The sequence below is a fragment of the Thalassoglobus neptunius genome (assembly GCF_007859735.1).
Lineage (GTDB): Bacteria > Planctomycetota > Planctomycetia > Planctomycetales > Planctomycetaceae > Thalassoglobus > Thalassoglobus neptunius.
In genome coordinates, this window is sequence record NZ_SIHI01000034.1 from 1 (window position 1) to 15208 (window position 15208).

Consider the following 15208-nt stretch of genomic DNA (forward strand, 5'->3'; position numbering starts at 1 on the left):
AGTTGACGGTCTTCACCCGAACGGCGGCCAAGAACCGTAATTCTCTTCTGATGCGAGTCTGATTGCTTCACAACCCTCGATCCGCTTGCCGTGGTAGTCTGCTTTAACAACTGCGATGAACTTCCCGATCATCCTCTCTTTTTTTATCAACCCAATGGCGAAAGAAAGTGTGTCGCATCGCGCTGCGGCTCCGCCTGCCCCCGGGGAGGAACGTAGCTGTTAGGAAGGACCCGCTCGCCCTGGCTGGCGGCCGCTGCGTTCATGGTGATCGGGTGCGGACTGAGCCCTCGAGCTTCTCTTCGTCGAGCCGTTTGCGTGCTGCCTCAACGAGATACTCCATCATCGTCTGACCTTGCTGCTTGGCTGCGTTCTGCACTTCACGCTTGAGCAATGCGGGAAGCTTCACGGTCACAGGGACACGCACTTCAAGTGGCTGCGGAGCCATGTCTCAATCCTTGATCTCTCCGCGGTGTGCGGAATCGGTAGGCGATCGCGCCTTGACAGTCCCACCCGTCATGACGCCTCATGAACGTACCCGCATCGGCACGTCAGGAAGACACCGTCGATTCAGACCTCGCCGCAGGAGGCGAAGCGAGGCTGATCTTATCAGGGAGAGGCAACGTGACAACTCCGATTCCGAACGCTCTCCCACTGGTCAACGCGTGGCAACCTGGTGATGTTCTCGCTTGCCACGGTCGTGACCTGACCTCCGCTGTGATCCGCAGCGGCACGCGGTGGCCACTCGATCCATGGAGTCTGTGGAAGCCGCCGTCACACGTCGGCATCATCACTCGCTCGCAGCGACTGGAAGGCCAACCGGTGCTGGTCGAATCGACCACGCTCAATCGACACCCCTGTCTCATTCGCGGAACGATCTGCCAGGGTGCTCAGGTCCAGCACATCCACGAACGGATTGACGACTACACCGCAGCTGGCGGATCGGTGGATGTCTATCGCCTCGTGGGGATTCACGCACTCGATGCCCGCGAAGCGGCCCGTCTCGAATTCGACCTGGTCGAGTCGTTCGTTCACAAGTTTCAGGCGACCTACGACATGCGTGGCGCTCTGATCTCGGCGGCCAAGACTTATCACCTGCTCAACTGGATGCCGAAGGCTGATCAGCAACACCTCTTCTGCAGCGAGCTGATCGCGGCCGCCCTGATGCGGATCGGACTGCTCAATCAGGCCAACCCTGCCTGGTACAACCCCGGCCGTCTGATTCATGAGCTGCTTAGGCTCGGCAAATACGAACGGATTCACACCTTCACTGCGCCACTCTCGGATCCGATCACATTGCGTTTTCCTGCATCCGTGTGATCACGGTTCTTCTTCCACCATCAACCCTCATGAGGAGACGTTCGATGATCGTCAACATCTTCCACAACTGCCAGATTCAGGGAGTTTCGAATTGGATCGACAATCCCGAATCCGAACAGGAGTTCCATTTCAATCCCATCAGCAGCGAGAGCGACGAAGATGACTTCGAAGATGCCGATGCTTCCGATGATGACCCGGACGAATCATCGTCGGAAGCAGCGTGCGGCGAAGTGTCCCCAACTTCAAAATACGGGCTCTCGCCGATGACTGAAGCAATCCGCCACGCGCACCAGCAACTCGATCAAGTGCGCAAAACGATGGCCAATGCAGCCCTCCCCGGACCTCGCGTCTCTTTCGCAGCTCCGAGTCCGAAGCAGATCCTGGCCAATGAGCTGGGGACTGCCTTCCCGTTGTCTCGTGATACCGCCACCGATCTTCTGCAACGACTTGCCGAGACGGGTGATGGTGGCAGAGACCTCGTCAGACGCGCAGCCAGCGAGGCCGTTCAGCGTCGCCAGATCGAGACCCTCGAATCGAAGGTCAATCGCTTTCGTGATGTCATCGGAGAACAGGATGGTCAAATCGATGCTCTGACTGAGGATCGCGATCAGCTTCAACAGCAGCTGGAGACGGCCGAGACTCGACTTGCCACTCAGAGTGACAACATCGCCCACCTGGTCGAACAGCGGAATCATTTGAAGAAGCAACGAAACCACTACCAGGAGCTGCTTGAGTTGCTGCTCACATCACGCGTCGCCGTGGTCACGGTTCGCCAACAACCACAGGACTGACCTTCAGTCGAAGACCATCGCTGAGCGACCGCGCAACGCGAAGCACTCATCAGAACCCCTCTCTCAAAGGTTGATTCATGACAATTCGCTCTCTGTTCTTGGCGCTCGCAGGATTCTGCCTGGCCCTCTGTGCCCTCTCCGCCTCGGCCGGTGTCCCGACCATCGTTCTCAACTCCGATGGAACGGCGTATTTCTCTTCAGGCAATGGCACTCCCGCCATCAAGATCGAGAACATCGTTCGACTGCCCGGTTCAGGGGATGTCCCCGTTCCACCTGATGTCACTCCCGATGATGATCCACCTTCCAGCGACATCGCTCACAAGATCGAGCAATGGACCGCAGGACTCGATGATCCGGTCGGTGCCAACCTCCTGGGAGAAGCCTATAAGTTCGTCGGGACCAAAATCGCCGACGGGACGATTCCCACGAACAATGATGATGTCAACGCCGCGTTCAAACTGGCGACCAATAAGGCCATCGAACTGATTCCGGAGAAAGATCGCTCGGAGTGGAAAGAGGTCGATCAGAAAATCACGCAGGAACTGACGATTCAGCTGCTCAACTCTGGCGGCAAACTGACCCGGCTCCAATGGTCCGAATTTCTGACCGATGCCGGCAACGCCTTGCTGGCCACGTCCCAGGGGACTGCTCTCCCTGACTGGCTGCAGCCGTTGATCGATGCGTTGATCGCCATTCTCATCGAGTTCATCAATTCCCGTTTCGGAGGAGGCTCGTAATGGCCGATCTGCTGCAAACGACCTGTGATTTCCTGAAACGCTACGGCTACCTTTCGGACTCTGAAGATCCGCAGTCGTTTGAGGACATTGGGCTGACGTCCGCGATCGCGAAGTTCCAGCGGTTCGACGCCAACGTCGCCAGGCTGAAAGCTGAGACTGGAAAACCTCTCCACCACGATGGTGTGCTCGGACCGGCCACGCAGCTGGTGATGTCGATGCCGCGCTGTTGTGTTCGGGACGATTCCGGACTGGCCGCGGCCATTGCGACCGGAGGCTGGAAGAACTGTCACGGCGCCGTCAATGAACATCGCATGATTGCCGACGTTGATGTGAGCAACATGCCAGTCTTTCTGGAGCCACATCTCCACGCGGTCCTGAAGAACGTCCAGCAGGCCTATGCCGAGATCGGGCTACTGATCATCTTCCGCGGTGCGGACGGCATCGACATGCTGACAAAGGCTCGGTTCGATGGTCGAGCCAACACTGTCATCAGCTGGACTCGCGGCCGAGGCTGGATTGGACTGGCGATCGTCGGCAACGGCCACAACCAGACCTGTACGTCCGAGATCTGGGCGCAGTTCGATACGCGGTACCAACCGACCAACATCGTCCGCGAATGGACCACATTGTTTCTGCATGAGCTCGGACACAACTGCGGACTGCAGCACTCCCGAGGCGGTGTCATGAATCCCTCGATCGTGAATGGGCTCTCGGGACGCTGGGATGGTTCGGATCCGTCCACGTCGATCCTCAAACGCTGGTTCGGAGGTCAACCGGTCAACGTTCCCGGCGGCGAAGATGATCCCGACTCCTACAATCCTCCGGATGACACCCCCAGCGGTGTGAAACCGTATTCCGAGCCATTCACGCTCGCCAACGGCAAGCGCGTGTTTCTGGTCGAGATGTTCGGCCAGTAACGATTGTCCGTCCAACTCCATTCACCGCGGAATTCATCATGTCCCCACTCAAACATCATCTCGACCGTGTCTACGCCGAAGTCGTTCCCGACGCCTCGATCGATCCCTCACTCATCATTGCGGGCATCACCGCACTGATCGGACTGTGTGGTTCACGAACTGCCAAAGCACACATCGCGAGCGGATCCCGCCGAGCTCGACGGGAAATGATGAAGCTCTATCGGAAGCAAGGATTTCGCGGTGTGCATCTGCGTGAGTTGACCGATGAAGCGATCGCTACTGGAATGGCGCTCACCGATGAAGAACTCGACGAGCTGCTCAGCGAAACCGAGACTCCGGCGTCAGAGGGCGTGCGGAAGAAGGTGACCGTGCCGTTCTTTGTACTGCTCGGAATTCTCTGTTTCGGCCAGGTGAATGCGCAGGCGGGCGATTTACTCGAGGCAGCGGCCCGACTCGAAGCTCAGGTCGCCGATCACGAATCCCGACTGCAGCAACTGGAGTCCGCACTGCGGTTGAATACATCGCCGGTTACTCAATCACAGATACCCCCCGCTGATTCACAGTTAACCCCGGGTGAGTCACCCGGGGCTATCGTTGCACCAGATTCAGCGCTCTATTTCACACAACCCCAACTCCGCCAACAGATCGCCAACTACCGGGCAACCAGACAGTACCTCGCAGCGGAGATACAGCCTCCCTCCGCAGTCTGGCAACATCTGATGGATGGCAACCACGCATTCACCGCAGACCAGGTGAACGGACTCTCGCAAACGGAGGCACTCTGGCTGCATTCAGCCCATCACGAAGGCGTGATCAGTCCAACACGCACTGCCTCGACCAGACCTGTCTCACAGCCCGCGAAACCAGCTGTCCGTTCTCCACCTGTCATCCTGCAGAATCTCAATGCTTGCCCCAACGGTCAATGTGCCCAACAGCAATGGCGATGGATTCCCCGGAAAAGCAAACGTCGCTGATTCCATTCACTCATTTTTGATTCGAAGACTTCCGGCCCCTCCCTGCTGTGTTCACAGCTTCGCCGGACTTCCGGCAGCCGGTGCTGTCGGATTCGATTCGAGCGATCGCTCGAAACTCCGACCCTCCTCTCGCACCGGCTGCCGCTGAACTTTCCTCTCTTCTCCCCGATTCCCTTCCCTCCTCAATTCGAGTCCCATCATGGAAACGCCCTCTGTCCAGAGCCGCGAAGATCTGGCTCATGCGCTGGAACTGCTGCAATCACATCGCCTGCAGCATGATCAGATCCAAAACGAGATCGAAACGGAACTCTCCGCCCTGCGGCAAAAGCTCGAACAGCGACTGACAATTCGCGTCGGCCGTCGCCGAGTCTCGATTGCTGAGTACATCGCCGAACTCGAAACCGCGATCGAGACCTACGTGCTGGCCGAGGCGGAGACACTCTTTGCGCAACAGAAGACGTTGCAATGGCCGCACGGAAAGATCTCCGCCCGGGCTGCCAGTGACAAACTGGAGTTCGACCGCAAAGCGACCATCGGCAAGATACGTGACCGATTTGGTCTCAACGCCTCGCTGGAAACGATCTTCGATCAGAACCCCGAACTTCGCTCGCTGATCGAGTTCGACATCAAACCGAGTCAGTCGAAGATGCTGACCGCGCTGAAGTCCGGACTGCTCAAGCGCAACCGGTTGAAACAGCTCGGAATCAACGTCGTCACGCCTGAACACGACTCGATCACGATCAAAACCGATTGAACACTCCCTGCCTTGTGGGATCGTCATCGGACTGAACTCGAAAGGGTACGCTTGTGCCACTATTTCCCCCGGACGATCCCCGATTGCGGCAATACCGCAATTCTCAGAAGACCCCCAAACGGGCACTCGGAAACCTCGGCTGGTTTCTGTTTGAGATGATCGCTTCGTTTCTGCACTTGCTGCTGCTGGTGACAGGCCTGATCGCTCTGCTGCGTCTGATCACCTGGTTGCTCGACGTCTGATTTCAGTGCACTCGCTTGAGCGATTCTCCAGACTCAACAACTGAGTTTGCTCGTGCGAGAACGATGCCGATGAATTCGAAACATGTTCGAAAATTGCTCCCATGGCGCCGAAGCCCAAACCTGCCACCCCTCCGCTGAGTTGTCCCGACTGGCTCGATGATCACGCGCGTGCTCACTGGCCGACGCTGGTCGACAGTCTCAAACGACGCGGTCTCCTGCAGGATGCCGATCCTTCCAGCCTGATCCGGTTCTGCCAGGCACTGGCGCAGTATCGCCGAGCGACGGAACGGCTCAACAAGGATGGTCAGGTCATCACCGAGATCCATCCTCAGTATGAAGTCGAGAAGGTTCATCCGGCGTTTCGGGTTCAGGCAGAGCTGGTCAAGCAGATCTCGATGCTCCTGAAGGAACTCGGTCTGCTCGATGCGGTGCACGATTCCTCCGATCCTGCAGGTTCCTCCCATGCCGCGTCTGAAACCACCGACTCCTCCCTCGACGGGCTTGCCGCATGGTTGGCCCGAGCTCGCCGCGGCTGCGACAACTAAAGACCAGCGGGATCTGCTCAATACGTTGGCCCGACGCATCGAACGGGCCGATCTCATTTTGCACTCGGTCGATGGACTCGGCCAACACTGCCTCGACGTTGCCGAAGTCGACCAGCTGTTGGAGATCGTCCGAGACATTGCACCCGCGCGGAGCACTCCCCCGGCGTCGACGCCTTACGAGCGCCAACGACAACGTTCGGCCCGGTACCAGCTGGACAAGTCTCGCCAGGTGCGTGAAATCGGTCCGCTCCCTCCGATCGACAATCCCAAACGTCGATCCCACGCAGAACGTGATCTCAAGTTCTACCTGGAGACCTATCACGCTCCAGCCTTCCCGTTCGCCTGGTCTCAGGATCACCTGCTACTGATCAAACGTGCGGAAGTCGTCATTCGTCAGGGAGCACTCTTTGCTTTGGCGATGCCGCGGGGAAGTGGCAAGACGACGTTGTGCCGGCACGCTTGCCAATGGGCGATCAACTACGGGTTTCATCGCTACGTGTTTCTGATTGGAGCCAACGAAGACAAAGGCGAAGAGGCTCTGCAGACGATTCAGCAGGACTACGAAGGCAACGCCGAACTCCTCGCCGACTTCCCCGAAATCTGCTTTCCGCTCGTCAAACTCGACGGGATTCACAACCGGGCCAAAGGGCAACTGCTCAATGGGCAACGGACTCGCGTCAAGTTCCAGAAGCGGACATTGATTCTCCCGACGGTCGCCAACTCGCCCTCCTCCGGAGCGGTCATCAAAGCGGGAGGCCTGCTCAGCTCGCTGCGAGGTGCCAATCAGAGAATGGCCAACGGGACGATCGAACGTCCGTCACTGCTGCTGATCGATGATCCACAGACCCGCGAATCGGCCGAGTCTCCGGATCAGTCCTCGACGAGAACCCGGATCATCAGTGCCGACGTCCTGGGGATGTCGGGGCCCGGTGGTGAAATCGCAGCTCTCATGCCCTGTACGGTGATTGCACCGGGAGACATGGCCGACACCATTCTCGATACCGAAAAGCATCCCTCGTGGCGCGGGGTGCGGACGTCGATGCTGTTGTCGTTTCCGGAGAACATGGAGCTCTGGGAAGAGTACTGGGACATCTTCACACGTGCTCTGCAGGGGATGGGTGATGAAGAGGCCGAAGCGATCCCGGCCGTCGCCACGGAGTTCTACCGTCAGCATCAAAAGGCGATGGACAAAGGTGCTCGGGTCAGCTGGGACGCTCGCAAACGTCCCGACGAACCCTCGGCCATCCAGCACGCCATGAATCTCTTTCTGCGGGATGAAGCCGCATTCTTCTCCGAGTACCAGAACGATCCCCGCGATCCGAACGCCGATGAAGAACTGCTGACTGCATCTGAAATTGTGACGCGGACCAACAACTTCGCCCGGGGCGAAATTCCTCACGAAGTCGACTGGCTCACGCTATTCGTGGATTGTCACAAACGAGCGTTGATGTGGATGGTGATGGGGTTCGAATGGAACTTCTCGGGCTACGTCATCGACTATGGCTGCTTCCCCGAACAGCCGCGACCGACGTTCAAGATGCGGAGAGCCAACCCGACGCTGCAGATGAAGTATCGCGGGTCCGGAGTCGAAGGGGCACTCTACAAAGGTCTCACCGAGCTGATCGGCGGGCTGCTGGAACGGACCTGGTCACGGGCCGATGGGACCGCTCTGCAAATCGAACGCGGCATGATCGACCAGCAGTACCTGACATCGACCGTGCACAAAGTGATTCGCGATCAGAAGTGGACCAAGACGATCTATCCCTCGATCGGCCGCGAACTCACACCGGGCGAAACTCCGATCAGCCAGTATCGCCGCAAGCCAGGTGAAGTGCTCGGACAGGAGTTCATCGTTCGTCGCGGCCGGGGAACATTGCGTCAGGTGATGGTCGACGCCAATTACTGGAAGTCATTCAGCCTGCGTCGACTCGCCACCAACATCGGCGATCCGGGGAGTTGTACGCTGTTTGGTTATGAATCCAAAAACTCCAACGGCAAACGTCGCAAAGCGAATCATGAGTTTCTGGCGACTCAGCTCACCTCGGAGTCCCGAACCCGAATCATCGGCGGAGAACGAGCCACGGACATGTTCCGATTGAAGCCCGGCGGCGAGAACCACTGGTTTGACTGTTTCTACAACTGCCACACGCTCGGTTCCTGGGTCGGAGCCCGAACGACCGGTCAACGCGAATCGACCACTCGCACCCGAAACCGAAAGTCACTCGCCGAACGCCGAGCCGCCAAACGGAGCAAGAGCCGATGACTACAAATCCTCCCGCAAGCTACGAATGTCCGAAGTGCGGTTGCCCGGAAGCGCACCCGCTCTCGGTCCGGTCGCGCAACATTTCCCGCAAAAACGACCACGGCGAACGCATCACGATTACGCGCGTGGTGACTCGCTGCGAGTGTGATTTCTGTGGCGCTCACTCATCTCAGCGTGTCGATCTGCCCACTTCCCCAGTTTCAGACGACTCCAGCTCATGAACGCTCTCAGGCGACTGCTTCTGATTGTCGGATTCGCTCTCTGCGGTCCGTTCGTGCAGGCCGAAACGTTGTACCTCGATACGTTTTTGAGTGCGACCTCGCCCGCGCTGACCGACTGGGATGTGACCGGTCCTGAAGGGAACATCTACTGGAACTCAGGCGTCGACTCGACGCCCTGGATCCTGACAGCTGGCACCTCTCCGAACGTCAACAACAGTGTCAACAAGGTGACTGGAGCCAACAGTGTGGGCTCGGCAATCCTGAACATGCGGGATGCCGATCTCGACATTACGTTCACACTCCAGACCGTGTCGTTCACCTCCTCATCTGCCGATGCGGTGTTCTGGATCCGCTCCAACAGCGACATGACGCAGGCACTGGGAGTCTTCCACGATGCGAGTGCAGGGACGATCTCGCTGGTCGACCAGTCGATGAGTGTGGTGGGAGCGGCCCAGCCGAGTGACATCGGCCTCAGTTCCGTTTACACCATTCACATCGTGACTGATGGTGATGCGATCACCGTCGATGTCGACGGGGCCGAGAAGGCGAGTTGGACCAATGCCACCGGACTGACGAACACCTACATCGGACTGCGGCTGCACAACTCCGGAGTGCGTGTCGATGACTTTCTAGTGCTGGACATTCCGGAATCGACCGGCAACACCTACGGCACAGCCACGGTCACAACCGCCACCAATATTGAAGTCAGCCTGCCAAGAACCCTCCTGGATGCTCCCGTCACCTCGGGACAATACACGTTCGTGGCCTGGGCCATGATCGACGACGTCGCGGGAGATGGACCGCAGACGATTGCCTCCGAGGATGGAACACTGGGAGGCAACACGAAGGTGATTCTGGGTGTCGAGGCGGACGGAAACACTTACGGCCACGCAGGTCATGCGACCGGTTCCACCTGGTCAAATTCGCAAGTGGCGACCGATGACACCTGGCACATGTTCTACCGATCGGCAATGAACGTCGATCCAAACGGACGCACCTGGTCAGCGATGGATGACTCCGGCAATCTCTCTCAAGGAACTCCGCAGTCTTTGACTCCCACCGGTCACATCAAATTCGGTGGGTTCAATGGCAAACTGGCGGCGGTCGCCGTCTACGACACCTACCACTCTGCGACGACTTCTGAGTTCTATGATGGTGGAGAGGGAGGCGTCGGAAAGGGTTTGGACACCTACGCCGAGCCAATCGCAATCTTCCTGTTCGACATCGCATCCGGACAACTCGTCGACCCGCTCGGAAATGCAACGATCCATGCTGCAACGGGTTTCACGGTGAACGATGAACAGACCCCGTTTGATCAGCCTGCGTTTTCGAAGGACATCAAGGTCTCGTTGTACGGGAATGAAGTCGCCAACGGGGGGACGATCAACGTCCCGTTGACGGTTCCGCTCGGCAGCAATCCGGACCTGCCGATCAAGATCGAGTCGGACTCGGCCAACTCCACGATGGGACTGATGGTGTCGAACATCGAAGTCTCCGGAGATCTGGTCTGGGATCGAGCGTCGGCGTTCTCCTCAGATTCGATGCCGAATGGAGGCTATGGGATCTACCGCTTTCGACTGACTCCAAACAGCGAGGGTGCGAGATCGGGAACGGTCACGATCACCTCTGACTCGGACGAGGAAGCGACCTATTCGTTCGACGTGAACTTCACTGTGGTGGACGTCTCCGGAGTCAGCGAGCCGACGCTCGATATGACGGGAGCCTCAGCTCAGGCATTGCCAACGTTCGAAGCGAGAACGGCCAAACGACCCACCTGCCGCTGGGTCGGATCGGAATATTGTCAGGTGGTGAAATCGGAGGACTCTTACTGGGCGGGAGTCGTCTGCTACGCGCATGGCGGGATTCGCGAAGTCGAGTTCCTGATTCGCGACAAGTCGAGCGGCAACGGAAACAGAGTCACCGTGACCACTCCCACAGTGCGAAACATCGGAGTCAACGCGGATGGTTCCACCCGCTACCAGCTGGCCCACTGGTGTGAAATTCCGGCGAGTCTTCCGGCCGGAGTGTACGACGTGGCGGCGACAGTCACCGCCAACGATCCAAACTTTCAAACGCTTTCGAGTGTGGCGATCAACGAAGTCGACAGCACGAGTGATCCCTACTGGGAACCGATTCATTTGCACAAGTTGTCGGCCACTCCCACGACGTACTACGCCAGCGGAGACGTCGTGTCGAGCGGAGATGGTTCCTCGGGAAGTCCGTTCAAAACGGTCGATGAGGCACTCACCGCCTGCGGAGTCAACGGCGGGATTGTGAAGCTCAAAGCTGGAACGCAGATTCTGGACACCGCTGGAGCTGCGGTCGAGAACACCGCGGGCATCTTGCTGGAACTCGACGACGGCGTGACCAACGACGACATCACGCTCACCACAGACGGTGCGAACTATCCAGAAACCACTGGACCCTACGCCGACTTCGACGTCTGGAGACTCCAGATCAAAGGGCTTCGGTTCGACTACAACATCGCGATTCCGGGACGAGGCGGAGACTGCTACCACACGTTCACGGAGTGTGAGTTCTTCCACTCAGAAGGACTCTACGCGATCGGATCAGACGGACAGCCGCTTCAAGCCACGATCCAGTTGTCACCGATCACATTCGGGACTGAGTTGTGCTACTGGCACGAGGTCTATGACGGGATCATTACCGCGCACTCAATTCACGACTCGATGATCGAATCAGTTCGAGATGGTTCCGCGACTCGTCAGATGGTCGGGACCAGAATCCAAGCGTGCCAGCCAGACCCGTACATCACGGGCTATGAATCGATTCAGGTTCAATACACGGGAGGGGACGCAACAGCGAGCGTCGAGAAGTTCGGGTTCGGCGGAGCTTCGGGATACACGGACGTTGACCCAGACCCGATGGTTGAGGACTGGCAACCGGACGGCGGGATCATCCTGAGTTCATCCGGTTCTTCTGATTTGACTCTGGTGTTTCTGAGGGGAACGATCGAGTCAAAACCCGCTGAAGGTTATGGCGAAGCGACCACGATCGAGGAAGTTGTCGACTGGATCAACGCTCAGGCTGACTGGACAGCGACCGCGACCTACGAGGCGAATCTCCCGGAAGGCATGACCGGATATCTCGGAGCGAGATTCTTCACGGCGGAGAACGCTTCCGCGTCTGGAGCATTCACATGGAGCGATGCGAAGACGTCTGTGATTTCCGTCTGGTCTCGATTCGATGCACACTGTGATGCGATGGCTCAGTGGTACGCCTACGTCGATGGGACAGTGAGTACATCACCGCAGTACAACTACATGCTGATGGACTGTGCTTATCAGCACAATCTTCCGAATGGGTCGACGAACGACTCGGACCTTCAGCACATCCTGATTCAAGGGATCGCGGGTGGCCTGTACGACTCCTGCATGGTGAACAATGCTTGGCTGAACCTCCCAGATGCGTCTCAGGCGGGGGCGTTCAATTGCGACACTCACAACTTCAACTATGTCGGCAACACCTGCGTCGGCGGGCAACGGGTCTACTGGAAATACACGCTCGCGGATTCCACGTCCGATGATATCTGGATGGCAAATGTCTGGCAGACGTTTGACCCCGATTCAACGAGTATCGACGGCGGTCACATTGTGCAGAACGGCGAAAGATATCTCGCGTTCAACATCGAGCAGGATGGCGACTTCGAAAGTGGTCTGTTCGCAGCCACGAACTTCACGACAGACGATCTCAAAATCGGCGTCGACGGCAATCCCGAAGTAGATTCGCCAGTCCTGGCAAAACTTCCCGCTGGGCTGGTCTACCGATCTCACCGGCCCTTGCCAGATGGGAGTGGCTATGTCGCGTTCAACGCGGATGGAACCGATTCACTCGGAGCGTTTCCGGATGTGGACGATGATCCGCCGGATCCCGGTGGTGATGACGATCTCGATGCGTACGAAAACCTGATTCGGCGATTCAGTGTCGGAGTCGATCTTCCGCGCTGGGGTCCCAACTCGCTGCGATCCCTCTCACTGCGATCACTGAGCCGAGTCTCCCGCAACTGACGTTCACTCCCCACGACGTTCCATCTCTTATAAGGAGGACATCATGGCCCATGTTTCCACATCCCGACCACTGCGTTCATTCGGTCTGCTGATGATCACGCTCGCGATCACCACGTTCTGTCTGGCTGCGAAAACAGAGAAGTCGGTGACACCAACGACAGTCCTGGCTCGCAACGATGCCGCGTCGACGGTGTTTCGACCGGGCCGCGGCTGCCGCGTCCTCAATCCGACCGGCGGCGATGTGACGTTCACGGTCTACGAGTTCAATCCGTTCACACAATCACTGTTTCTGTGTGAAGACATCTCTGAAATCACAATCAGTAGCGGATGCTCGAAAGACCTCGGTCCGAAGGTGTTCGCCTGTCACAGCATCCAGCTGAGGCTGAGCACTCCGTCGACCGCCACGCTATATGCCATTCCTGGTGAGTAAGTTTCGGCCGACATCGTCGGAAACAGCGATGCGAGCTGGCACCAACAGAGCTGACGATCGCGACGCGCAACCCCAGGCAGTCGTCTGAAGGCTCGACGCCTGATTTCCAGCACTCTGCAAAATGACATTGCCGCGCCCGGGCGTCATGACGCAACCTGCAGCTCCTGTCCATTCTCCCCGATCTCCCTTCCAACCCTCCGATGCCCATGTCGATCGTCGATCGCAATCACGTCAAGATCTCCGTGCGCAGTGACGCTTCGGATCTGATGGAGAAATTCGAAATCGAATGGGCGGGTGAGAATCCTCTCCGCTGGAAGCAGCTCGCCTGCCTGCATCTGTACACCGACCACGGCTGGACGCTGGAACGCATCGGCCGAGCCTTCGGTCATCCCAAGGGACACGTCTCCCGGATCGTCCGTTTGACTGCTGATCAGCTCCGCGAACGGTTCGCAGTCAACTGGGATTCCGATCCCGAACAGATCCTCAATTCTTCCACTCTTCCTCCCCAGCCGGATCCCGAAGACTCATGAGCGACAACGTTTCCGAGAAGGCCTCCAAACCGAAAAGCATCACCGTCGATCGACAGACCACAACTCAGCACGATCTCGGTTCGCAGGTCGAAGCTCAACGTCACACCGATGCCAACGAAACTGCCCAGAAACCCGGATTCGGAATCCGCATGGGCCGCCTCCGCAATCAGGGAACGCAGTAAAGCACCCACTGCGTCTCGTGTCCGTTCCCCGCCTGATCGAGCTCTCCTGTGATCGCCCCTCTGAAACACCTCTCCAACTGGCACCTCTCCAACTGGTTCACCCGCACTCCCGCTGCGGAGAGACACCGAGACCTCGGCTCGCAGGATCGTCCCCGTCTGCGAAAAGTCCGCCGACAGCAACGTGAAGTTCAGGCGAGCTATGATGCCGCGTCAACGAACGAGTTCAACAACCGCTACTGGAGAAACGCTGATGGTCTCTCGGCGGATGAGGCCAACTCGCTGGAAGTCCGCACCGAGCTGCGAAATCGCTCGCGTTATCATTGCCACGAAGCCGATCCGATCATGCAGGGGATCGTGCACACTCTCGCGAATGATGTGATCGGAACCGGTCCACGACTGCAGATGCTCATTCCCGGTCGTCCCGATTTAAATCGGGAACTTGAGCAACGCTTTCATGCCTGGGCCAAACGGATCCGTCTGGCGAAAAAACTGCGTCTGATGGAGCTCGCCGAAATTGTCGATGGTGAAGCCTTCGCGCAGGTCGTCACCAATCGCAAGCTGCAGCGCTGGCTGCCGATGACACTCGACTACAAGGTCATTGAGTGCGATCGAATCACGACTCCCCGACTGCGCTACGATCCTTACAAAATCGACGGGATCGATCTCGATGAACTGTGCGAACCGCAGACCTATCACGTCCTGACTCAACATCCGGGCAGTTCGTTTTACACCGACGAAACCGTTGCCGTCGATGCGTCGATGATGATCCATGCGTTTCGTCAGGATCGTCCTGAACAACATCGGGGCGTGCCTCAGACAACGACCGCGATGCCGGTCGCTGCTCTTCGCAGAGACTACCTGCTGGCCGTCCTGCACAATGCCCGCAGTGCAGCCAAGTTCACCGGCGTGATCGAGACCGGAGCGTCACATCTCAACGATGACAACGAAGCGTTCGATCCCGATGTCGAGAGCTTCGATATCGTCGACATCGATTACGATATGCTGACTTCGCTTCCGTTCGGTTGGAAATTAAAGCAATACGCGCAACGCCGAGTCGTCTTTTGACATGAGCATGTCACCCTCTACTTGACTCGAAAGAAAGGACTCGGGATGGCTCAACCGACGGCGTCTGCTGCCAAAGCGTGGAAACGGGTTTTTCGTTCCATGAGCATACACATCAATAGCAATTCCATCCGCATCAAAAACACCTCGCGCGAACCTGACCATCACAAACAACTCAAGTGACAATCAACAGGTCGCTCAAATTGGAATTGATG

General features: G+C 57.8%; 15 protein-coding genes. 14 read left to right on the plus strand and 1 reads right to left on the minus strand.

The features are described 5' to 3' along the window. Positions 1 to 259: 259 nt before the first annotated feature. Entirely contained in the window at positions 260 to 445 is a 186-nt protein-coding gene (locus KOR42_RS21310) for a hypothetical protein (RefSeq protein ID WP_146511859.1), read from the minus strand. Between the two features lie 80 nt (positions 446 to 525). Between KOR42_RS21310 and KOR42_RS21315 the strand changes: the two genes are divergently transcribed. The 14 genes from KOR42_RS21315 (at position 526) to KOR42_RS21380 (ending at position 14996) form a co-directional block, all read left to right on the plus strand. Next, positions 526 to 1317: a C40 family peptidase gene (locus KOR42_RS21315; RefSeq protein ID WP_146511860.1), complete on the plus strand. Its 792-nt coding sequence runs from the start codon at positions 526 to 528 to the stop codon at positions 1315 to 1317. A gap of 44 nt (positions 1318 to 1361) precedes the next feature. Further along, positions 1362 to 2108 carry a coiled-coil domain-containing protein gene (locus tag KOR42_RS21320; RefSeq protein ID WP_146511861.1) on the plus strand — a complete coding sequence of 249 codons (747 nt, stop codon included), beginning with the start codon at positions 1362 to 1364 and terminating at the stop codon, positions 2106 to 2108. A 77-nt stretch (positions 2109 to 2185) separates the two neighbouring features. Beyond that, positions 2186 to 2845, plus strand: coding sequence for a hypothetical protein (locus KOR42_RS21325; protein WP_146511862.1), 660 nt, complete (start codon positions 2186 to 2188; stop codon positions 2843 to 2845). Next, on the plus strand, positions 2845 to 3762 hold the full coding sequence (locus KOR42_RS21330; protein WP_146511863.1) for a peptidoglycan-binding domain-containing protein: 918 nt from the start codon (positions 2845 to 2847) through the stop codon (positions 3760 to 3762). The genes KOR42_RS21325 and KOR42_RS21330 overlap by 1 nt, the downstream gene beginning before the upstream one ends. Before the next feature lie 38 nt (positions 3763 to 3800). Then, positions 3801 to 4736 (plus strand): hypothetical protein, encoded by a 936-nt coding sequence (locus KOR42_RS21335; RefSeq protein ID WP_146511864.1) that lies wholly within the window; start codon positions 3801 to 3803, stop codon positions 4734 to 4736. A 199-nt stretch (positions 4737 to 4935) separates the two neighbouring features. Beyond that, positions 4936 to 5490 (plus strand): host-nuclease inhibitor Gam family protein, encoded by a 555-nt coding sequence (locus tag KOR42_RS21340; RefSeq protein ID WP_146511865.1) that lies wholly within the window; start codon positions 4936 to 4938, stop codon positions 5488 to 5490. A 53-nt stretch (positions 5491 to 5543) separates the two neighbouring features. Continuing rightward, on the plus strand, positions 5544 to 5732 hold the full coding sequence (locus tag KOR42_RS21345) for a hypothetical protein (protein ID WP_146511866.1): 189 nt from the start codon (positions 5544 to 5546) through the stop codon (positions 5730 to 5732). A 101-nt stretch (positions 5733 to 5833) separates the two neighbouring features. Continuing rightward, positions 5834 to 6277 (plus strand): phage terminase small subunit P27 family, encoded by a 444-nt coding sequence (locus KOR42_RS21350; RefSeq protein ID WP_146511867.1) that lies wholly within the window; start codon positions 5834 to 5836, stop codon positions 6275 to 6277. Next, complete coding sequence (locus KOR42_RS21355; RefSeq protein ID WP_197441424.1) at positions 6195 to 8540, plus strand: terminase gpA endonuclease subunit; 2346 nt, start codon at positions 6195 to 6197, stop codon at positions 8538 to 8540. Before KOR42_RS21350 ends, KOR42_RS21355 begins: the two co-directional genes overlap by 83 nt. A gap of 217 nt (positions 8541 to 8757) precedes the next feature. Beyond that, entirely contained in the window at positions 8758 to 12789 is a 4032-nt protein-coding gene (locus KOR42_RS21360; RefSeq protein WP_146511869.1) for a hypothetical protein, read from the plus strand. 43 nt (positions 12790 to 12832) lie between these two features. Further along, positions 12833 to 13219: a hypothetical protein gene (locus KOR42_RS21365; RefSeq protein WP_146511870.1), complete on the plus strand. Its 387-nt coding sequence runs from the start codon at positions 12833 to 12835 to the stop codon at positions 13217 to 13219. A 206-nt stretch (positions 13220 to 13425) separates the two neighbouring features. Then, positions 13426 to 13749 (plus strand): sigma factor-like helix-turn-helix DNA-binding protein, encoded by a 324-nt coding sequence (locus tag KOR42_RS21370; RefSeq protein WP_231741055.1) that lies wholly within the window; start codon positions 13426 to 13428, stop codon positions 13747 to 13749. Then, on the plus strand, positions 13746 to 13931 hold the full coding sequence (locus KOR42_RS21375; RefSeq protein ID WP_146511872.1) for a hypothetical protein: 186 nt from the start codon (positions 13746 to 13748) through the stop codon (positions 13929 to 13931). Before KOR42_RS21370 ends, KOR42_RS21375 begins: the two co-directional genes overlap by 4 nt. A gap of 48 nt (positions 13932 to 13979) precedes the next feature. Further along, positions 13980 to 14996: a phage portal protein gene (locus KOR42_RS21380; RefSeq protein WP_146511873.1), complete on the plus strand. Its 1017-nt coding sequence runs from the start codon at positions 13980 to 13982 to the stop codon at positions 14994 to 14996. Positions 14997 to 15208 lie beyond the last annotated feature (212 nt).